Here is a 20,337-nt window from a genome sequence, read left to right on the forward strand (position 1 = left end):
CTCGCCAACACTGAAAACCAAGCATCATTGCGCCCTCGATTCGACGAGCATGACCGGCACATCGCCGCATCCCGCGCTGCGCGCAATTTCGATGCCTTGCCACGGCGAATTCTTGCCGTGGTCGAAGGCCATCGGATCGACGCGCCGGTCGGGCCTCAGCACGTTGAATGGCCACGATGGACGGCGAATCCGCTCGTGCACCACGGCGCCGAGCCAGATGGGCGTCGGCGCGGCGCCTGAGCGCTCGCGGACCTCGTATTGCGTCGACCAGAAGCGCAGCACGTCGCGCTCGTCAGTGCCGTAGGGCGAGCGCGCGAACACGAGCTTGGACGGCTCGCCATTGTTCAGGCGCGGCAGCGCGGGCAGATCGATGGCGGGCGCATTCGGCAGCACCACCGACAGCACGCTCTTCAGCGATACATGCGACACCTCGGTCCAGCCGCGGCTCAGCAGCTGCGCGCGGATCTGCGCGGGCGTCGCGGCCCATTGCACGGTGATCGGCTCGCGCCGGTCGCCCTCCATGTTCGCGCGGTAACACGAGAAAGTCCGCCACACCGTGTCGGTCCATTGAATGGGCGTGATGACGACAGACGCGGGCGGCGCGCTGCGCGCTTCGGTGTCGTCGCTCAGTTGCAGCGCCACGCTCGCGCAGATCACGACGAGTACCGCGACCGGCATCAGCGGCCGCGGCTTCGGTTTGGACGGATTGCGCCACACGGCCGTCAGCGCGATCAGGAACACCCACACGGCCGCGAGCGCCGCGCTGCCGAGCGCATCGGAGATCGTGAAGCGGCCGAAGTAGAGCCCCGCGAGCGCCACCGCCGTCACGATGGCCGACGTCGCCGTCGCAACCAGCACGCCGGTCAGCAATCGAACGCGGCGCAACAGCAGGAACGCGAGAAAGCCGTAGATCACGACCGTCGCCGCGACGTGACTGCTTGGAAAGCGATGCGTCGAAGGCGCGAACGACACGGCCAGGGGCTCGTGCGCGGTGAAACGGATCGCAACCACGAGCAGCTGCGAGAACGCCAGCGCCGCCACCCAGTAGGCGACCGTGCGCCAGCGCCGCTCGATGCTCATCCACACGATCACCATCACGCCGAGCACGAGCAGCGTCTCGGTGCTGCCGAGCGTGGCGGCGGCATCGAGGATGGAGTCGGTCCAGGTGGAACGGAACGATTGCAGCAGCCGATACACCGACACATCCACCTGCACGATCGACGCCCCGCGCGCGACATTCGCGAGCACCGAGAAGAAGATCACCGCCGAGACGAGCAACAGCGTCGAGATCATCACGATCAGGCCGGTGGCCGGATTGGCCGGATCGAGCGCGCGTGCGACGAGCCGCGCCGGCAAGCCGCGGCTGTTCCGGGCCCAGGCGAGCAACGCATCGCGCGACAGGATGCTCCAGCGCATCGCATGCGAAACGAGCACGCGCACGATGTTGAACACGACCCACGCAAGCGCGGTGAGGATGATGAGGATCACGACGAGCCGGATCGAGACCGCGCCCGCCAGTTCGATCGACGCGCCGAACACCACGCCCGGCAGGATATGCGTCGGCGCCCAGATCAGCGCGCTCAGGATATTGACGGCCAGGAAGCGCGCGGGCGACATGCCCGTGACGCCCGCCACCACCGGCACGACAGCGCGCATCGGCGCGACGAAACGCGCCAGCACGACGCTCTTCGCGCCGTGCTTCTCGAAGTACTTCTTGCCCGCTGTGAGCGCGCCAGGATGCGTGCGAAACGGCCACATCTGCGCGATGCGGTCGGCATAGCGCTGGCCGAACCAGAAGCTCGCGGCATCGCCGGCAATCGCGCCCGCAATCGCGCAGACGAATACCCAGCCGAGATTCAGCGCGCCCGTGCCGACCAGCGCGCCCGCGATGAACATCGCCGTGCTGCCCGGCACGAAGGTGCCGATGAACGCGACCGACTCCAGGAACGACGCAAGCAGCACCACGGCGAGCGCCCATTCCGGGTAACTCGACAGGACATGCAAGAGCTTGAAGTAGTAATGCTCCATCGCGGTCAGGGGTGAACGCGGCCAGGGATAGGATGGATCAGACGGACTCGTGCCAGCGGCTGTCGGTGCGCAACAGGTGGAGGTCGCGGTGGAATCGAGTGTATCCAACCCGGTCGAAGAACTCCAAAAGCTGTATGGCGCGCTTGCGGCCGAGGCCCGTCGCATCGCGGAAATGGGCCGCACCCAGCGCGCCGCCCTGCGCCGCCGCCTGTTCCGCCACGAGCCGCGCCAGTACGCCGATCGTCGCGCGGTCGTAGAACAGGTCGCGTACCACCTGGTACGCGTCGCCGCGTCGCCCGAGTTTCTTCAGCAGCCGGCGCATGTCTTCTTCAGCAACGCCGTGCGTTTTGGCAAGATCGCGCACCCACGGCGGATCGAAACGGCCTTGCTGCAGCGACGCCAGCACCGCGCGCGCCAGCGTGTCCTCGCGCGCATCGAGCGTCATCGCATGCGCCGGCAGATGCAGCCACGGACCGCTTCGCGCAAGCGTCTTCTGCGCCACGGCGTCGTCGACGAGCGCGCGCCACAGTGCATCCGGCGCAAGCGGCGCGGCCATGCGGCGCAGGCGCGCGACGTCGGGGCCCTGTTCGTCGGGGAAGCGTGCATGAAACGCGCCCAGCGCGTCGATGAGGCGTGCATGCAGCGCGTTCCAGTGCGCGGCCGACACATACAGGACATCGTTCTGCAGCGGAATCTCCCGCATATCGGCCGGCAACGCGAGCGCCGCCATCGGCAGGCCACACAGATGCTCGATCTGCGAGCGCGGCAGCCCATACGGCGCCTGTTCGAACAGCGCATCGACTCGTTGCGTATCGAGCCACGCCGCGAGCGCATCGAGCCAGGCGCGGCGCTGCGGCGTGCGGCGCTTCCTGGCCGGCGCGAACGGATCGAGCACGCGGCCCCCGCCGACCGTGCGGCTCGCCTGGGCATTGCGCACGATGAATCGGTCGCCGGGCAGCGCGCACACCGGGGTGTCGAAGACCAGCTGCACGCGCGCCGCGTGCCCCGACTGCAAGGTGTCGCCATCGAGCAGCGCGACGTGCGCCACCCGATGTGTCGTGCCGAGATGAATATGCAACGGCGACCAGTGCGCGAGCGTGACGGCCGCATCGTCGAGCAAACTCAGTTCGACATCGATACGCTCACACGCACGCGCCAGCCGCGCATCGACGATCCAGTCGCCGCGACCGAGCGCATCCTTCTCGATGCCGGCCAGATTCAATGCGCAACGCTCGCCCGCGCGGCCCGTCTGCGTCGCGCGATTCTGCGCATGAATGCTGCGCACGCGCACGGCCTCGCCCGAGGTTCCGCGCGGCGCGAGCGCGCACACGTCGCCCGTTGTCACGCGGCCCGCGAACACCGTGCCGGTCGCGATCGTGCCTTGCCCCGCCAGCGTGAACACGCGATCCACCGCCAGCCGGAACAGGCCGTCGTCACGGCGAGTACGCGCGTGCGCCGCCGCTTCGTGCAGATGCGCGGCCAGCGCGGCAACGCCTTCATCGTGTTCGCGGGTGGCGTTGGTCTCGAAGCGCGGCGCCGCATGCAACGGACTGCGCGCGAGCAGCGCGTCGATGTCCGCCTGCACTTCGCGGCGGCGCGCGGCGTCCACGCGATCGCCCTTCGTCACCGCCACCGCGCCCTGCGTCACGCCGAGCAGTTCGAGAATCGCGAGATGCTCGCGGGTCTGCGGCATCACGCCGTCGTCGGCGGCGATCACCAGCAGCGCGAAGTCGATGCCGCACGCACCCGCCGCCATCGTATGCACGAGCTTCTCGTGCCCGGGAACGTCGATGAACCCGAGCACGCCGCCGCTGGTCAGCGGCACATACGCATAGCCCAGTTCGATGGAGATGCCGCGCGCCTTCTCTTCCTTCAGACGGTCGGTATCGACGCCCGACAGCGCGTGCGTCAGCGTCGTCTTGCCATGATCGATGTGCCCCGCCGTGCCGACGATCATCCTTCTTCGCCTCGCGCCTCCGGCCCTCGCAGTTGCGCGATGAACGCGGTTTCGTCGGCTTCCTCGAGGCAGCGGAGGTCGAGCCGCAGGGCGCCGTCGGCGATGCGTCCGATCACCGGCCGCGGCAACTCGCGCAGCCGCTTCTCGATGCGGTTCAACTGGCTGCCCGGACGCTTGCCGTTCGCGAGACGCACGGCGAGGCCGTAGCTCGGCAGGACATCGACGGGCAATGCGCCGCTGCCGATCTGGCTGAACATCGGTTCGGCGCTCACGACGAAGGCGTCGACGATCCATTGCTGCAGCGCGGGCTGGATGCGTTCGGCGCAGAGGCGCATGGCGTCGGCGGGACGCGTGAGCAGGCGTAGCGTCGTCAGGCGCTCGCGGAGGTTCTCCGGCGTCCGATAAAGCCGCAACACGGCTTCGAGGGCCGCGAGCGTCAGCTTGCCGACGCGCAGCGCGCGCTTCAGCGGATGCTTCTTGATCTTCGCGATCAGCTCGCGACGGCCCACGATCAGCCCGGCCTGCGGGCCGCCCAGCAACTTGTCGCCGCTGAAGGTGACGAGATCCGCGCCAGACTCGACGGTCTCCCGCACCGTCGCTTCGCGCGGCAAGCCCCACTGCGCGAGATCGACCAGCGTGCCGCTGCCCAGATCCACCGCGATGGGCAGGCCGCGCGCTTTGGCAAGCGGCGCGAGTTCGGCGAGGGTCACTTCCTTGGTAAAGCCGGTGACCGCGTAGTTGCTGCAATGCACCTTCATCAGCAGCGCGGTCTTCGGGGTTATCGCTTCGTCATAGTCTTTCAGATGCGTGCGATTCGTCGTACCGACTTCGCGCAGTGTTGCGCCGGCGCGGCTCATGATGTCGGGAATGCGGAACGCGCCGCCGATCTCCACCAGTTCCCCGCGCGACACGATCACTTCCTTGCGCGAGGCAAGCGCCGACAGCGTCAGCAGCACGGCCGCCGCGTTGTTGTTGACGACAGTAGCCGCCTCTGCGCCCGTCAGTTCGCAGATCAGGCCGTTGATGAGGTCGTCGCGATCGCCCCGTGCGCCGGTTTCAAGATCGAATTCGAGGTTCACGGGCCGCGTGAGGATCTCGGCCACCGCGCTGACGGCTTCGTCCGGCAGCAGCGCGCGGCCGAGATTCGTATGCAGCACGGTGCCGGTGAGATTGAACACGCTGCGCACCGCGCTGCGCGCACGCGTCGAGAGCGCCGCGTTCACCGCCTGCGCAAGCGCGGCGTCGCTCAATGCGTCGACCGCCGCCCGGCCGGCCTGCGCATCGCTTCTCCATGTGTCCAGCGTGGCGCGCAAGGCCGCGAGCGTCTGCGTGCGTCCATGGGCGGCGATCACGGCCGTGAATTCCGCCGCCGCCAGTACGCGCTCGACCGACGGCACGCGTGCCATCAGCGCGCGCAGTTCGCCGCCGTCGCTTCCCCGGACGTCGCTCATGATTCGTCAGGCTGTTCGGGCCACAGCCACGGATGAGGCGCGGCACGGCGATAACCGGCATCGCCCATCAGGAGATCGAGTGTGAGGCTCGCGAGATCGTCGGCGTAGGGCTCGAAGTCGAACGCCTTGTCCTGGTAGCCAATCTTGCGATACGTGCCGCATTCGTCGCACGACTCCGCCTTGATCGCCGCACGCCTTGCGTGCGCGGCCTTGTCGTCCTCGCTTTCGTCGCCCGTGCCCATCGCGTGATAGGCGATGCCCTTGGTCGAATCGCAATTCGTGCACTTCGCGCGGACCACGTGCAGCTCCGTCGCGCACAGCCCGCACTGCGCGTAGCGATACCCTTCATACGGCCCGCCGACGCGCACGATACTCGCCACCGGCACCGAGCCGCACACCGGGCAGACGCCGGGCGCGTCGAGGTAAGGCACGTCGCGCGTGTTGACGCGGCTCGCCAGGTCCGTCCACACGACTTGCAGCGCCGCCGCAACGAAGGGCGCAGCAGCCGGGTCGATTTCAACGAAACGCAGCGTCAGGATGGCGTCGGCCTGGTTGTCGAGCGTGGCGGCATCCAGCGTGCGCAGACGGGCCACGAGTTGCACGAGCGCGGGAGTGAGCGCGCCGGCTGCCTCGATGCCGCCGAGCAGCATGAACAACACGTCACGCCAGGCGGGATCGCGATGATCGGTGAGTGCGGGGATGATCGGCATCGAATGCCGCTGATTCAATTCGATCGACTCGCGCGCGGGCATCGGCGCCTGGAACTGGGACAGGACGCGCTGCTGGGTGTCGGCGAGCGCGGACATCAGCCGTAGATAGCCGCCGATGGGACTGCTCGCCTCCGCGAGTTGCAGCAGACGCGCGGCGCGGGATGCGAACACCGTGGCACGCTCGGGCATGCGCAATCTAGGAATCGCCGAGGGATCGAGCGACTCGATCTCAGCGGCTTCGATGATGCGTTGGACCACACGCGGCTCCTGGGGAAGGAAGTATCGGGCAACAGACAGTCGGTTCGAACAGACACGCGCGTCAAGCATAGCAGTATCCATGCGCGCGCTCAGAGCAGTCTGAAATCACTGTGTTTTGCTTAAAAACACGGTAGAAACTTCTCTATGGAAGAAGAGACGCTTCGATGCGCGCTACGATTGAATGTAGACACATCGAGGAAATCGGGATGGAACTGTCGATTCAGAAGTGGGGAAACAGCGCCGCTCTGCGATTGCCCGCCGCGCTGCTTGAGCAAGTCCGCGCCGCCATAGGCGACAAATTGATCATCGAGATCCGTCCGGAAGGAATTCTGCTTGCGCCCGCACGGCCCAGGTACTCTCAGGTTCAGCTCATTGCGCGATGCGACGAATGCCTGGCCGAATGGACAGGCATCAAAGACGAAGGACGTGAAGCATCCTGCTTCGATTACCGCGAAGTCATTTGCGTGAGCCCAAGGCCGATTCCCTCTTAGCTCCCTACTTCCCGATCATCTCCCGAAACCACTTCGGATGATGCTTGCGCGCCCATCCGAACGTGACCGTGCCGCGCGTCATCGCACCGATGGATCCCTTGATCCACAGCGCCGCATAGATGTGCACGATGATCGACACGATCAGCACGAAGGCGGTCGCCGCGTGCACGACCGACGCCACGCGCACCACCGTGATCGGAAAATAAAACGCGAAATACCGCCGCCAGATCACGATCCCACTGAGAAGCAGCAGCACGAGACTCGCCACCATCACGAAGAACAGCAGCTTCTGCCCGGCGTTGTACTTGCCGATTTCGGGCAGCCGGTCCTCGCGATTGGTCAGCACGTCGCCGATCTGCTTCATCCACTGCACGTCGTTGCGGTCCAGATAGTTGTGATGCCAGAACCGCAGCGCGAGTATCAGGAACGACACGAACATCACGCAGCCGACGAACGGATGCAAAATGCGCGTCCATTGCCCGCCGCCGAATACCGCATAGAGCCACGCCATCGATGGATGAAACATCGCGAGTCCGGAGAGCGCGAGCAGCACGAACGTGATCGCGGTGATCCAGTGATTCGTGCGCTCGTTCGGCGTATAGCGCTGTATCAGCCGATGTCCCTTGATGTCACGCAATTCGCTATCGTGCTTCATCGCTTCGCTCCTCTCCGCCTTCACGGCGGCGACGCACTTCATCCGCCTCGCGCTGCGCTTCGACTTCGTCTTCCTCGCTGACTTCGTTCGGCCCGATACGCGTGTAATGGAAGAACCCCGCCAGCGCCGCAATGCCGATGCCGATCATCGCCAGCGGCTTCGTCACGCCCTTCCAGATCGACACCAGCGGACTGATGTGCGGATCCTTCGCCAAGCCGTGATAAAGCTCCGGCTGATCCGCGTGATGCAGCACATACATCACATGGGTGCCGCCCACGCCCGCCGGATCGTACAGTCCGGCATGCTCGAAGCCGCGTTCCTTCAGGTCCTCGATGCGGTCCGCCGCCTGCTGCTGCATGTCGACCTTGGTGCCGAACATGATCGCGCCGGTCGGGCAGGTCTTGACGCACGCAGGTTCCTGTCCCACCGCGACCCGATCCGAACAGAGCGTGCACTTGTACACGCGATGATCTTCCTTCGACAGCCGCGGAATATTGAACGGACAGCCCGTGATGCAATACCCGCAGCCGATGCAGTTCTCTTCATGAAAATCCACGATGCCGTTGGTGTATTGCACGATCGCGCCCGGCGACGGACACGCCTTCAGGCAGCCCGGATCCTCGCAGTGCATGCAGCCGTCCTTGCGGATCAGCCATTCGAGATCGCCCTTCGGGTTCTCGTATTCGGTGAAGCGCATCACCGTCCACGAGTGCTCGGTCAGGTCGCGCGGGTTGTCGTAGATGCCGGTTGTATGACCGATGTCGTCGCGCAGGTCGTTCCACTCCATGCAGGCCGTCTGACACGCCTTGCAGCCGATGCACTTCGACACGTCGATCAGCTTCGCGACCGTGCCCGTAGCGGGCACGCGGTCGCCGGGCGACGGCGTGGTGGTGGCCGAGAGGCGCTTGATATCCAGCGATTGCAATGCCATGCCGTCCTCCCTATGCCTTTTCGACTTTCACGAGGAACGACTTGAACTCGGGCGTCTGCGAGTTCCCGTCGCCCACGGAAGGCGTCAGCGTGTTGACGAGATAGCCCGGCTGCGCGAGGCCCTTGAAGCCCCAGTGCAGCGGCAGGCCGACGGTATGCACCTTCTTGCCCTCCACCATCAATGGCTTGATGCGCTTGGTGACGAGCGCCACCGCGACGATATGGCCGCGATTGCTCGATACCTTTACGCGGTCTCCCGCCACCACGCCCACTTCCTTCGCATGTTCCTCGCCGATCTCCACGAACTGCTGCGGCTGCACGATCGCGTTCAGGCGCGCGTGCTTGGTCCAGTAGTGGAAGTGCTCGGTCAGACGATAGGTCGTGCCCGTGTTCGGGAACTTGTCGGCCGTGCCGAACGCCGCGCGATCATCCGGAAACACGCGCGCGGCCGGATTGCTGGTCACCAGCTTGTTGTCCGGGAAGAACGGGTTATAGCCGATGGGCGTCTCGAACGGCTCGTAATGCACGGGGAACGGCCCTTCGTTCATGCCGTCGCGGGCGAAAAAACGCGCGACGCCCTCGGGATTCATGATGAATGGGCTCATGCCCTTGTCGGGCGGTTCGTCGACCTTGAAGTCGGGGATGTCCGAACCGGTCCACGCGCGCCCGTTCCATGCGATCAGCTTGCGCGACGGATCGAAAGGCTTGCCGTTCACATCGCACGACGCGCGGTTGTACAGCACCCGCCGATTCGCCGGCCACGCCCAGGCCCAGCCGAGCGTCTGGCCGATGCCGGTGGGATCCGCGTTGTCGCGCCGGCCCATCTGGTTGCCCGCCTGCGTCCACGAACCGCAGAAGATCCAGCAGCCGCTTGCCGTCGAGCCGTCGTCGCGCAGCAGCGCGAAGCTCGCCAGTTGCTCGCCTTGCTTTGCCAGCACCTTGGTCTTGTCGGTGGGATCGGTGACGTCGGCGAGCGCGCGGCCGTTGAACTCCATCGCGATCTCCTCCGGCGTCGGGCTTTCCGGATCGGCGTAGGGCCAACTCATCTTGAGGATCGGATCGGGATACGCACCGCCCTTCTCCTGATAAGCGCGACGCATGCGCAGCCACAGACCCGACATGATCTCCAGGTCGCTGCGCGCCTCGCCCGGCCCCGCCGCGCCCTGCCAGTGCCATTGCAGCACGCGTGACGAACTGACCAGCGAGCCGCGTTCCTCTGCAAAACATGTAGTGGGCAGCCGGAACACCTCGGTCTGGATCGTCGATGAATCGACATCGTTGAACTCGCCGTGGTTCTTCCAGAATTCGGACGTCTCGGTCGCGAGCGGATCCATGATGACCAGCCACTTCAGCTTCGAGAGCCCGAGCCCGACCTTCGCCTTGTTCGGCGTCGCGGCCAGCGGATTGAAGCCCTGGCAGATATAGCCGTTCATCTTGCCCGCGGCCATCAGCTCGAAGACCTGCAGCATGTCGTAGGGCTTGTCGAGCTTCGGCAGATAGTCGAAGCCGAAGTTGTTGTCGGCCGTCGCGTTGTCGCCCCACCATGACTTCATGAAACTCACGTGGAACGCCCGATAATTCTTCCAGTAGCTCAGCTGGTTCGGCCGCAACGGCTGCGACGCGCGCTGCGTGATGTATGTGTCGAAGTCCTGTTCGGCTTCCATCGGCAGGGTCATGTAGCCGGGAAGAAGATTCGACATCAGGCCGAGATCAGTCAGGCCCTGGATGTTCGAGTGCCCGCGCAGCGCGTTCATGCCGCCGCCCGCAATGCCGATGTTGCCAAGCAGGAGCTGCACCATCGCGCCCGTGCGGATCATCTGCGCGCCGACCGAGTGATGCGTCCAGCCGAGCGCGTAGAGAATCGTGCCCGCGCGATTCGGCGCGGCGGTCGTGGCGAGCATCTCGCAGACCTTGAGGAACTTGTCGGTCGGCGTGCCGCAGACCTGGGTCACCATCTCCGGCGTGTAGGCGGCGTAGTGCTGCTTCAACAGGTTGTAGACACAGCGCGGATGCTGCAGTGTTGGATCGGTCTTCACATAGCCGTCGTCGCCGCGCTCGTAGTCCCACGTCGACTTGTCGTACTTGCGATGCTCGGCGTCGTAGCCCGAGAACAAGCCGTCCTTGAACACGAAGTCCTCGCGCACGATGAACGACATGTCCGTGTAATTCTTCACGTACTCGTGCTGGATCTTGTCGTGCGTGAGCAGGTAATTGATCACGCCGCCCAGGAACGCGATGTCCGAGCCGGTGCGGATCGGCGCGTAGAAATCCGCCACCGATGCCGTGCGCGTGAAGCGCGGGTCCACCACGATGAGACGCGTCTTGCGATGCGCCTTTGCCTCGGTCACCCACTTGAAGCCGCACGGGTGCGCTTCGGCCGCATTGCCGCCCATCACGAGAATCACGTCCGCGTTCTTGATGTCGACCCAATGGTTCGTCATCGCTCCACGGCCAAACGTCGGGGCAAGACCTGCCACCGTCGGGCCGTGTCAGACACGCGCCTGATTGTCGAATGCGAGCATTCCCCAGCTGCGCACCGTCTTGTGCGTCAGATAACCGACCTCGTTGCTGCCCGCCGACGCCGCCAGATAGCCCGAGGTCAGCCAGCGATTGACCGTCTTGCCGTCCGCCGTCTTCCCGACGAAATTCGCATCGCGGTCTTCCTTCAGCAGCGTGGCGATGCGGTCGAGCGCGTCCTCCCACGACATCCGTTTCCACTCGCTCGACCCCGGCGCGCGATATTCCGGATAGAGCAACCGGCTCGGGCTGTGAATGAAGTCGATGAGCGAGGCGCCTTTCGGACAGAGCGTGCCGCGATTGACCGGATGATCCGGGTCGCCCTCAATGTGGATGATGCTCGCCTTGGCGTTCTTCGCGTTGTCGCCCAAGCCGTACATCAGGATGCCGCATCCGACTGAACAGTACGGACAGGTATTGCGCGTTTCCGTGGTGCGCGACAGTTTGTATTGCCGGACTTCGGCAAGCGCGGGAGCCGGAGAAAAGCCCAAGACCGCCAGGCTCGATCCGGCGAGCGTGCTCGCGGAGACCTTGAGGAACTGTCGACGTGACATTTGGAGCATGATTGCCCTCGGCGCGTCGTAGAGTGGGTTTCCAGAGTGTAAGGGCGCTCGATGACGCCTGCAGTAAAGATGCAGTTGCTTTCTGTACCGGTGTGCACCGGCGGCTCATGTCCGCAATCGTCAGAAGGGAGCAATGCGCGAGCCTGAGCCGCGCGTGCCGCCTCCAGGACTCTCCAACACGTTCTGGAATGGAACCTGCTCTCCCGCTTACGTCCGAGCGCCCCGCGCGTCGTATCGAACCGAGAGGTCCGCCATGAGTTCCGTATCAACGCAGAAGATCGAAGCCGTCGTCAGGAAAGATGCCTCATGGGCCGTCGGCGCACTCAAGAAATTTTCCGAGGACCGCTGCGCCGCCATGGCGGCGAGCATTGCCTTCTACTCCGCCTTCTCGCTCGCGCCGACGCTCGTCATGGTGATCGCCGTCGCGGGCTGGATCTTCGGCCCGGAAGCGGCGCGCGGGCAGTTGTTCCATCAGGTCAACGGGCTGATCGGCGATCAGGCGGCCGCGGGCGTGCAAAGCATCGTCGAGAATGCGCACCGCAGCAGCGGGACGGGCATCGCGGCGATCATCTCGTTCGTGCTGCTGGCCATTGGCGCATCGGCTACCTTCTCTTCACTCAACACCGCGCTCAACCTCGTCTGGCCGACGGCCGGCGAACAGCGCTCCGGCGTCTTCGCGATGGTCCGCGTCCGGCTCGTGTCGTTCGGGCTGGTGCTGGGCGTCGCTTTCCTGCTGATCGTGTCGCTCGTGCTCGATACCGCCATCCAGGCCGTCGGCATGTGGTTGTGGGGCGAGTCGCCGTTCGTGATCATCGGTGACGTCGTGCAGATGGTGGTCGGGCTCGCGATTTTGTCGGTGGCTTTTGGCGGACTGCTCAAATTCCTGCCGGACGCGCCGGTCGAATGGCGCGATGCGCTCGTCGGCGGTTTGGTGGCCGCGGTGCTTTTCTCCGCAGGCAAGAAGTTGTTCGCCGTCTATCTGACGCATGCGGGCACGGCCAGCGCATTCGGCGCGGCCGGTTCGCTCGCGGTGCTGTTGATGTGGCTGTATTTTTCCGCGGCTGTCCTGCTGCTCGGCGCGGAATTCTCGGCCGCGCGGGCGCGGCTGCATGATCCGCGCGGCGCCTGGGGCATGCAGAACAATGGCAAGGTGCCGCCCGGCAGCCGCGCGAAGATCGGCTCGCTGCTCGCGTCCTCGACGCGTCCCGCGACGCCCGCCAATGCGGCAACTGCTGCCGCCTTGCCCGTCACGCCCGCCAGCATGCGTCCGGACGCCCCCGTCAGCGCGAGCGCGCGACGCGCCATCGGTGCGCGCGCCCAGCATGCACAGCAATTGACCGGTCAGGCCCGCAAGAAGGTATCGGCGGTTGCGCGGGCGCTCGAACTGTCGCGCAAGATCGCGCGGGCCGAATCGACGGCAACACGCGCCACCGCGATGGCCATGATCGGCGCGAGCCGCAAGGCGTCGCACGCCAACCAGGCGGTGCGCCGGCATCCGTGGCGCGCGGTATTGGTGGCGGCAAGCGCCGGTATGGCAGTCGCGCTGCTGTCGCGCCGCGATACGCCCCGATCGTCAGAGGAAAATATCCGCGACTGACTTCGTGCGGCAATCATCCGGAACGGCCGAAAAGATCAAAGACAAGAAGGCCGTTTGTTATTCGAATCGAAGGTAATCGAATAAAGCCGTGTGAATGCTGTTTCGATGTTCAGCATTCGCGCGGAACTTTTCGAGATACCTTCTGTCCTCACTCGTCTGCTTTCAAACTTGCCGCAAACCCTTGACTGGCTTGCGTTGCGTCAAGTGTGTGTTTTTCGAGACAATCTATATTTTTTCATTTCTAATGTTTCGAAACGTTGCGTTATTCTCTGCGCCAGCAACAACATATTAAACATTCGCGTGGAGAATTCGATGAAGAAATTCGCACTGACGTCCCTGTCGCTGGCATTGCTCGGCGCGGCTGGCGCGGCTCAGGCCCAAACGAGCGTGACGCTCTACGGCGTGATCGATGCGGGCATTGGCTATGTGAGCCATGCTAACGCGAACGGCGACAAGCTGGTCGGCATGATCAACGGCAACCTGTCCGGCGACCGTTGGGGCCTGAAGGGTCAAGAAGACCTGGGTGGCGGTCTGAAGGCAATCTTCCAGTTGGAAAATGGTTTTGATGTCGGCACGGGCCAACTGGGCCAGGGCGGTCGCGAATTCGGCCGTCAGGCATTCGTCGGTCTGTCGGGTAACCAGTGGGGTACGGTCACCCTCGGTCGCCAATACGATCCGCTGGTCGACATGGTCCAGGGCATCACGGCTGACAACTACTGGGGCGCCATCTTCGCAACGCCGGGCGACATCGACAACTACGACAACTCGCTGCGCGTAAGCAACGCGGTCAAGTACGTTTCGCCGAACTTCGCAGGCTTCCAGGTTGAAGGTCTGTACGGCGTGTCGGGCGTTGCCGGCGCAACCGGTCAAGGTCAGACGTGGTCGGGCGCAGCGACGTACAACAACGGCCCGTTGGCTGTCGCAGGCGGCTACTTCTACGCGAACAACCCGAGCGCCGGCCGCACGCCGCCGACGGGCGCAAGCGGCTGGACCAGCTCGACATCCGACGCCCTGTTCGACGGCCCGATCAACAACGCCTACGCTTCGGCGCATGCCATCGGCATCGCTCGCGGCGCGGTGCAGTACTCGATCGGCGCATTCACGGTCGGCGGTTCGTACAGCAACTCGCAATTCAAGGCTGACGGTGGTTCGCGCTTCGGTTCGGAACACTTCAACACCGGCAACGGCTTCGTGAACTTCCAGGTCACGCCGGCTCTGTTGACGGGTCTCGGCTACACCTACACGAAGGCAGGCGGCGATACGTCGGCGACCTACCATCAGGTCAGCCTCGGCGCCGACTACTCGCTGTCGAAGCGCACGGACTTCTACGCTGTTGCGGCTTACCAGCACGCAAGCGGCGACCAGCGCGATGCAACGACGGGTGGAGTCAACTCGGCACAAGCGTCGATCGGCTCGTACGGCTACGAAAGCGGCCGCAGCCACCAGGAAATGGTCATCGTCGGCGTTCGCCACAAGTTCTAAAAACAACCGGCTCGCGCGGCATGCAGATGTCGCGCTGGCAGGACCGCAAGACGCTCGAACAGCCATCGGCATGCCGATGGCTGTTTTTTTTGCGCATCGGGAACGTAACAAAGAGTCGAATCGAGCGGGTCGAAGATCACATCGTTCGATGATCGCGGCAGAATCTCCCGAACCTCAAGCCATTCGGAGTGTGATTCGATGCCGCTTCGCCACGCCGCCACATTCGCCGTTGCGCTTGCCGCCTGCATCGCCGGCGCGGGATGCGGGGCCGCCCGCAGCAACCATTCCCCCGCCGCGCCGTTGATCATCGCGCATCGCGCAGGCGCGGCCGATTTCCCCGAGAACACGCTGCTGGCCATCGAAGGTGCGTTGAAGAATCATGCCGATGCCATCTGGCTGACCGTCCAGCTCACGCGCGACGGTGTGCCGGTGCTGTATCGACCGGCGGATCTGTTGGCGAATACCGAAGGCCAGGGCGACATCGCGGACACCGATCTCGCCTCGCTCGACCGTCTCAATGCAGGCTGGCGCTTCGCGCGCATCGATGCAGCAGGCGTCACCCGTTTTCCGTACCGCGAAGCGCCGCTGCGCATTCCCACGCTCACGCAAGCGTTGCGCGCGATTCCGCCCGGCGTGCCCGTCATGCTCGACATGAAGGCGCTGCCGGCCGAGCCGCAAGCCGCCGCGGTTGCGCGCGTGCTGAACGAGGAAGGCGCCTGGCCGCGCGTGTTGATCTACTCGACGGACGCGTCCTATCAGAAGGCCTTCGCCGCCTGGCCGCAGGCCGTCCTGTTCGAATCGCGCGATGCCACGCGAGCGCGGCTCGCGGCCGTCGCGCTGGAACAGACCTGCGAAGCGCCCCCGCCGCCCGGCACGTGGACCGCGTTCGAGTTCAAAAGGAAGGTGGAGCTCGTCGAAACCTTCACGCTCGGCGAAGCGCGCACGGCAGTGACGGCGACGCTCTGGACGCCTGACGCCGTGCAGTGTTTCGGCACGCGGGGCAGGACGCGGATCGTCGCGATCGGCATCGACACGGCGGACGATTACCGCGCCGCCGCGTGTCTGGGCATCGATGCCGTTCTGGTGGATTCGCCGTCCAGGATGAGCGCCGTGAAAGCGGCGTTGCCCTCGCCCTGTGCGGCGGGCACGAGCTGATCACTATTGCCGCGGCGCGTTGCCGGAGGGCACGTCTTCGGCCAGTGTCTGCGCGGGCGCCTCGGGACACGGCAGATCGCCGATGATGAGCCGCGGCACTGTGTTGCGTGCATCGCGAGGACGCAGCGGCACGTTGCCGGGCTCGGTCCAGGCAGGGTTCGGGATCTCGCCGAACAATTGCCGCAGCTGTTCGCCCCAGGTCTTGTTGATCATCTGGTAATAGGCGCTGTTGCTGTCGAGCGTGGCGAAGCGCGTCACGCACAGCGCGTCCTTCTCGTACACCAGCAGATCGAGCGGCAAGCCAACGGACAGATTGGAGCGCAGCGTGGAGTCCATTGAAATAAGCGCGCACTTGGCGGCTTCGTCGAGCGGCGATGCCGGCGTGATGACGCGGTCGATGATCGGCTTGCCGTATTTCGATTCGCCGATCTGGAAATAAGGCGACACCCGAGTCGATTCGATGAAATTGCCCGCCGCATAGATCATGAACAGGCGCGGCGGCTGACCGCAAATCTGTCCGCCGAGAATGAAGCTGCAATTGAAGTCGACGCTGAACTCCGCCAGCGATGACGCATCGCGCCGATGCACCTCGCGCACCGCATCGCCGACGACCCGCGCCGCCTCCGGCAGGGTCGCGACGCTGTAGAGCGTGGGCGCGTTCGGATCGGACGGTTCGGCAAGCAGTTGCGTGACGGCCTGCGTAATGGCCAGATTGCCCGCCGTGAGCAGCACGAGGACGCGCTCGCCCGGCTGTTCGAAGACCACCATCTTGCGCGCGGCGCTCACGTGGTCCACGCCGGCGTTGGTGCGGGTATCGGAGAGGAATACGAGTCCCTCGTCCACGCACATACCCACGCAATAAGTCATGTCGATCCGTCCTGAAGCAAGCAAAACGTCATTGTACTGAGCGCGCCGGCGCATTTCATCCGGCGTGCTTCTGAGGACTTATCGGCACGGCACGAAAGCTTTTTCAGGGCGTTCGGAAGGCAAAAAGGCGTTTCGCGCTAGACTCCCTGCTTCACGCCCCACGCCTCATCATGTCCGAAGTCCCCGACGCAACCGAATCAAACGACGTCCTCGCCGACGCCCTGCTCGCCGGACTGGCGCGTCCTATCGTGTTCGTCGATCTGGAAACCACCGGCTCTAATGCGACGGAAGACCGCATTACCGAAATCGGCGTCGTGGAGGCGAGCACGGCGGGTATCGAGCGCTGGAGCGTGCTGGTCGATCCCGGCGTGCCGGTGCCGCCGTTCATTGCGCGGCTGACGGGCATCGAAGACGCCATGCTGCGCGGCCAGCCGAGCTTCGCGTCGCTGGCCCCCGCGCTGGCCGAGCGGCTGCAAGGCAAGCTCTTCGTCGCGCACAACGCGCGTTTCGACTACGGCTTTCTCAAGAACGAATTTCGCCGCGCCGGCATGGCCTTTCGTGCGGATACGCTCTGCACGGTGCGGCTGTCGCGCGCGCTGTTTCCGTCGGTCGAGCGGCATGGACTCGACGCGCTCATCGCACGGCTCGACCTCGCGCCGACGGGACGCCATCGCGCGCTCGCCGACGCCGATCTGCTCTGGCAGTTCTGGCAGAAGATCCACGCGCTGTATTCCCAGGATCTCGTCGATAGCGCGATCAAGGCGCTGGTGCGCCGCGCGAGCCTGCCGGCCGCGCTGCCCGAAGGCGCGCTCGATATGCTGCCCGCGACGCCCGGCGTCTATCTCTTCCACGGCGCCGACGACATTCCGCTCTACGTCGGCAAGAGCATCAACCTGAAACAGCGCGTCGCGGCGCATTTCTCGGGCGATCACAGGCTTGCCAAGGACCTGGCGATCTCGCAGTCCATCCGGCGCATCGAAACCCGTGAGACGGTCGGAGAACTCGGCGCGCTGCTGCTCGAAGCGAAGCTCGTGAAGGATCTGAAACCGGCGCATAACCGGCTGTTGAAAGGCGCATCGGGTGCGTGCGCCTGGCAATGGCTGCCGGGCGCGCCCGCGCCGGTGCTCGTGAAGGCGAGCCGGCGCGATCTGTCGCGCGAGGATCACCTGTTCGGCGTCTTCGCGACGCGCGCGAAAGCGCATGCCTTCCTGCGCCACCTCGCTGATGAACACACGCTCTGCCCCGCGACACTCGGTCTCGAGAAAGCGCCGTTGTCGCGCGGACGCGGCTGTTTCGGCTATCAGGTGAAACGCTGCCAGGGTTCGTGCGCGGGCGTGGAAAGCTTCGCCGATCACGCCGCGCGCGCGCTCGACGCGCTGGAGAACGCGCGTCTCGTGCGCTGGCCGCATGAAGGGCCGATCGCCATTGCCGAACGCAACGAAGGTTCGACGCAGGAAGCGTGGCATGTGATCGATCGCTGGTGCTACCTCGGCACCTGTGCGAGACGCGAGGACATCGCCGCGCTGCTCGCCGATGCCCCCGACCTCCGTCCGTTCGATTGCGACGTGTATGCGCTGATCGCGAAACGCCTCGCGGCGGGCCGGCTCGAATGGATCGCGTGCGATGCGCGGCCGGGCTTCCATCTCATCGCCCAAGAGGTGCCCGCTGGCGTGCGCCGAGCGACGCATGCGGCAAAGGCAAAGGCAACGCACCCGGCGCGACGCCGCGCCCCCGCTGAGGCGCAGTTTGCGCTGAGCTTCTGAGCTTCGGAACGCGCGTTACGCGAGACCGCCGTTCGCGCGCAGCACCTGGCCGTTCACCCAGCCCGCGTCAGGCCCGACCAGGAACGCGACCACCGATGCGATGTCCTCCGGCTGCCCGAGCCGCTCCAGCGGCGCCATTTTCGCCATGCCCGCGATCTGCTCGTCGGACTTGCCGTCGAGGAACAGCGACGTGGCCACCGGCCCCGGCGCCACCGCGTTCACGGTGATGCCGCGCCCGCGCAGTTCCTTCGCGAAGACATGCGTCATCGATTCGACCGCTGCCTTGGTCGCGTTATAGATCGCATAGCCGGGCATGTTGAGGGCGAGCGCCGTGCTCGAGAAGTTGACGATGCGTCCGCCCTCGCCCATGCGCGCAGCAGCCTCGCGCAACGTGTTGAAAGTGCCGCGCACGTTGATGTCGAAGGTCTGGTCGTAGAGGGCATCGCTGGTGTCGGCGATAGGCATCGTCTTCATCACGCCCGCGTTGTTGATGAGGACATCGACCGTGCCGAGTTCGGCCTCGACCGTCGCGAACATACCGCGCACTTCCTCGCCATTCGCGACGTTCGCGCGCACCGCAAGGGCCACGCCGCCCGCTTCGCGCAACTCGGCGACGAGCGCATCCGCCTCTGTCGCGCTCGACGAATAGTTCACCGCGACTGCAAGGCCATCACGCGCGAGACGCCGGGCAAGCTCCGCACCGATACCGCGCGATGCACCCGTGACGATGGCAACGCGCTGACGTTCCGTCTTGTTCATGCTGCTGCTCCTTGAAGAGTGAGTTTCGATGAGCAGCATGATGAATCATTCCGTTTCCGCGATCATTGCGCGTGGCTTAGTATCATCGTTCCATCTGCTTCAACAATCCTTCATCGACATCGAACCACCATGGATCGCTTCCAGGAAATGCAGGTCTTCGTGCGCATCGCGGAGCGGCATAGTTTCACGCAGGCCGCCGACGATCTGCAGATGCCCCGCGCCACCGTCACCAATCTGATGAAGCGCATCGAGGAACGGCTTGGCGCGCGTCTGCTCGAACGCACGACGCGCACTGTGCGCCTCACGCATGACGGCGAAGCGCATTATCAGCGCTGTGTGCGGCTGATCGCCGACCTTGAAGAAGCGGAAGGATCGTTCCGTCATGCCGAACCCAAGGGTCTGCTGCGCGTGAACCTGCAAGGCACGCTCGCGCGCACCTTCATCATGCCTGGGCTGCCGGCCTTCATCGAACGCTATGAACAGATCGAGCTGCATATCGGTGAAGACGACCGGCTCGTCGACCTCGTGCGCGAAGGCGTGGATTGCGTGCTGCGCGCGGGCACGTTGCAGGATTCGTCGATGATCGGCAAGCGCGTTGCATTGCTCGAACAAGTGACGGTAGCGAGCCCCGCGTATCTCGCACGCGCGGGCATGCCGCACGATCTCGATGCGCTGATGTCACATCGCGCGGTGAACTATGTGTCGAGCGCGACGGGGCGCGTGGTGCCGCTGGAGTTCAGCGTGAAAGACCGCATCGAGGCGGTCGAACTCAAGGCGACGGTCTCGGTGACCGGCGTGGAGATGTACACGCAAGCGGCGCTCGCGGGCTTCGGCATCGTGCAGGTGCCGCGTTATCACATCCATGATGCACTCGCTGAAGGACGCCTTCAGCGAGTGCTTCCGGACTTCGCACCGCCGCCGATGCCCGTCTCGGTGCTCTATCCGCATAGCCGGCAGTTGTCGGCCCGCGTACGGGTTTTCGCGGATTGGGTGAGTGCGGTCTTCAGCCAGACCGATCACGCGTTGCTTGGCCGAGCGTCGAATCACGCTTGAAAACAAGCATGAAAGTCAAAGAGGCCAGTACCCCACGCATGGGGTACTGGCCTCTTTTCACGAAGCTTTGCGTGCGCCGAACCTGACGGACGCGAACTTCG

The 20,337-nt window shown here is 65.0% G+C and carries 15 protein-coding genes; 6 read left to right on the plus strand and 9 right to left on the minus strand.

The genetic code is table 11. From position 1 onward, the window contains the following. Positions 1 to 24: 24 nt before the first annotated feature. Genes QCE63_RS31495 through fdhE form a run of 4 tightly spaced genes read right to left on the minus strand, consistent with a single transcriptional unit; the run spans position 25 to position 6,404 of the window. Entirely contained in the window at positions 25 to 2,028 is a 2,004-nt protein-coding gene (locus QCE63_RS31495; protein WP_309838540.1) for a VTT domain-containing protein, read from the minus strand. Between the two features lie 37 nt (positions 2,029 to 2,065). Continuing rightward, the gene (gene selB, locus QCE63_RS31500; protein WP_309838543.1) at positions 2,066 to 3,985 is read right to left on the minus strand and encodes a selenocysteine-specific translation elongation factor; all 1,920 of its coding nucleotides are present in this window, start codon (positions 3,983 to 3,985) and stop codon (positions 2,066 to 2,068) included. Continuing rightward, the gene (gene selA / locus QCE63_RS31505) at positions 3,982 to 5,436 is read right to left on the minus strand and encodes an L-seryl-tRNA(Sec) selenium transferase (RefSeq protein WP_309838544.1); all 1,455 of its coding nucleotides are present in this window, start codon (positions 5,434 to 5,436) and stop codon (positions 3,982 to 3,984) included. Before selA ends, selB begins: the two co-directional genes overlap by 4 nt. Further along, positions 5,433 to 6,404, minus strand: a complete 972-nt coding sequence (gene fdhE, locus QCE63_RS31510; RefSeq protein ID WP_309838546.1) for a formate dehydrogenase accessory protein FdhE — start codon at positions 6,402 to 6,404, stop codon at positions 5,433 to 5,435. The genes selA and fdhE overlap by 4 nt, the downstream gene beginning before the upstream one ends. Before the next feature lie 206 nt (positions 6,405 to 6,610). On the opposite strand from fdhE, the gene QCE63_RS31515 reads away from it, so the two are divergent. Further along, on the plus strand, positions 6,611 to 6,895 hold the full coding sequence (locus tag QCE63_RS31515) for an AbrB/MazE/SpoVT family DNA-binding domain-containing protein (RefSeq protein WP_309838547.1): 285 nt from the start codon (positions 6,611 to 6,613) through the stop codon (positions 6,893 to 6,895). 4 nt (positions 6,896 to 6,899) lie between these two features. On the opposite strand, the gene QCE63_RS31520 is transcribed toward QCE63_RS31515, so the two are convergent. Genes QCE63_RS31520 through fdnG form a run of 3 tightly spaced genes read right to left on the minus strand, consistent with a single transcriptional unit; the run spans position 6,900 to position 11,560 of the window. Continuing rightward, positions 6,900 to 7,550, minus strand: a complete 651-nt coding sequence (locus tag QCE63_RS31520) for a formate dehydrogenase subunit gamma (protein ID WP_309838548.1) — start codon at positions 7,548 to 7,550, stop codon at positions 6,900 to 6,902. Beyond that, positions 7,537 to 8,481 carry a formate dehydrogenase subunit beta gene (gene fdxH, locus QCE63_RS31525; RefSeq protein ID WP_309838549.1) on the minus strand — a complete coding sequence of 315 codons (945 nt, stop codon included), beginning with the start codon at positions 8,479 to 8,481 and terminating at the stop codon, positions 7,537 to 7,539. Before fdxH ends, QCE63_RS31520 begins: the two co-directional genes overlap by 14 nt. Before the next feature lie 10 nt (positions 8,482 to 8,491). Further along, positions 8,492 to 11,560, minus strand: a complete 3,069-nt coding sequence (gene fdnG / locus QCE63_RS31530; protein WP_309838550.1) for a formate dehydrogenase-N subunit alpha — start codon at positions 11,558 to 11,560, stop codon at positions 8,492 to 8,494. A 253-nt stretch (positions 11,561 to 11,813) separates the two neighbouring features. Here fdnG and QCE63_RS31535 point away from each other — a divergent pair, with 253 nt between their 5' ends. From QCE63_RS31535 to QCE63_RS31545, 3 genes are all read left to right on the plus strand, one after another. After that, entirely contained in the window at positions 11,814 to 13,157 is a 1,344-nt protein-coding gene (locus tag QCE63_RS31535; RefSeq protein ID WP_309838551.1) for a YihY/virulence factor BrkB family protein, read from the plus strand. 312 nt (positions 13,158 to 13,469) lie between these two features. Continuing rightward, complete coding sequence (locus tag QCE63_RS31540; RefSeq protein WP_309838552.1) at positions 13,470 to 14,639, plus strand: porin; 1,170 nt, start codon at positions 13,470 to 13,472, stop codon at positions 14,637 to 14,639. A 198-nt stretch (positions 14,640 to 14,837) separates the two neighbouring features. Then, a complete protein-coding gene (locus tag QCE63_RS31545) occupies positions 14,838 to 15,794 on the plus strand; it encodes a glycerophosphodiester phosphodiesterase family protein (protein WP_309838553.1) in 957 nt (318 codons plus the stop codon). 3 nt (positions 15,795 to 15,797) lie between these two features. Here QCE63_RS31545 and QCE63_RS31550 read toward each other — a convergent pair whose 3' ends face one another. Further along, the gene (locus QCE63_RS31550; RefSeq protein WP_309838554.1) at positions 15,798 to 16,661 is read right to left on the minus strand and encodes a proteasome-type protease; all 864 of its coding nucleotides are present in this window, start codon (positions 16,659 to 16,661) and stop codon (positions 15,798 to 15,800) included. A 170-nt stretch (positions 16,662 to 16,831) separates the two neighbouring features. Here QCE63_RS31550 and QCE63_RS31555 point away from each other — a divergent pair, with 170 nt between their 5' ends. Continuing rightward, a complete protein-coding gene (locus QCE63_RS31555) occupies positions 16,832 to 18,424 on the plus strand; it encodes an exonuclease domain-containing protein (protein ID WP_309838555.1) in 1,593 nt (530 codons plus the stop codon). A gap of 15 nt (positions 18,425 to 18,439) precedes the next feature. On the opposite strand, the gene QCE63_RS31560 is transcribed toward QCE63_RS31555, so the two are convergent. Next, the gene (locus QCE63_RS31560) at positions 18,440 to 19,183 is read right to left on the minus strand and encodes an SDR family oxidoreductase (RefSeq protein ID WP_309838556.1); all 744 of its coding nucleotides are present in this window, start codon (positions 19,181 to 19,183) and stop codon (positions 18,440 to 18,442) included. A 129-nt stretch (positions 19,184 to 19,312) separates the two neighbouring features. Between QCE63_RS31560 and QCE63_RS31565 the strand changes: the two genes are divergently transcribed. Next, the gene (locus tag QCE63_RS31565; RefSeq protein WP_309838557.1) at positions 19,313 to 20,236 is read left to right on the plus strand and encodes a LysR family transcriptional regulator; all 924 of its coding nucleotides are present in this window, start codon (positions 19,313 to 19,315) and stop codon (positions 20,234 to 20,236) included. Positions 20,237 to 20,337: the final 101 nt, after the last annotated feature.

The organism is Caballeronia sp. LZ065, assembly GCF_031450975.1.
Lineage (GTDB): Bacteria > Pseudomonadota > Gammaproteobacteria > Burkholderiales > Burkholderiaceae > Caballeronia.

Bases quoted from the DNA above. Each gene is read 5' to 3' on its own strand.
- selB (WP_309838543.1), bottom strand. From the start codon at position 3,985: ATGATCGTCGGCACGGCGGGGCACATCGATCATGGCAAGACGACGCTG.
- QCE63_RS31555 (WP_309838555.1), top strand. From the start codon at position 16,832: ATGTCCGAAGTCCCCGACGCAACCGAATCAAACGACGTCCTCGCCGAC.
- QCE63_RS31515 (WP_309838547.1), top strand. From the start codon at position 6,611: ATGGAACTGTCGATTCAGAAGTGGGGAAACAGCGCCGCTCTGCGATTG.
- QCE63_RS31545 (WP_309838553.1), top strand. From the start codon at position 14,838: ATGCCGCTTCGCCACGCCGCCACATTCGCCGTTGCGCTTGCCGCCTGC.
- fdxH (WP_309838549.1), bottom strand. From the start codon at position 8,481: ATGGCATTGCAATCGCTGGATATCAAGCGCCTCTCGGCCACCACCACG.
- selA (WP_309838544.1), bottom strand. From the start codon at position 5,436: ATGAGCGACGTCCGGGGAAGCGACGGCGGCGAACTGCGCGCGCTGATG.
- QCE63_RS31535 (WP_309838551.1), top strand. From the start codon at position 11,814: ATGAGTTCCGTATCAACGCAGAAGATCGAAGCCGTCGTCAGGAAAGAT.
- QCE63_RS31540 (WP_309838552.1), top strand. From the start codon at position 13,470: ATGAAGAAATTCGCACTGACGTCCCTGTCGCTGGCATTGCTCGGCGCG.
- QCE63_RS31550 (WP_309838554.1), bottom strand. From the start codon at position 16,661: ATGACTTATTGCGTGGGTATGTGCGTGGACGAGGGACTCGTATTCCTC.
- QCE63_RS31495 (WP_309838540.1), bottom strand. From the start codon at position 2,028: ATGGAGCATTACTACTTCAAGCTCTTGCATGTCCTGTCGAGTTACCCG.
- QCE63_RS31560 (WP_309838556.1), bottom strand. From the start codon at position 19,183: ATGAACAAGACGGAACGTCAGCGCGTTGCCATCGTCACGGGTGCATCG.
- QCE63_RS31565 (WP_309838557.1), top strand. From the start codon at position 19,313: ATGGATCGCTTCCAGGAAATGCAGGTCTTCGTGCGCATCGCGGAGCGG.
- QCE63_RS31520 (WP_309838548.1), bottom strand. From the start codon at position 7,550: ATGAAGCACGATAGCGAATTGCGTGACATCAAGGGACATCGGCTGATA.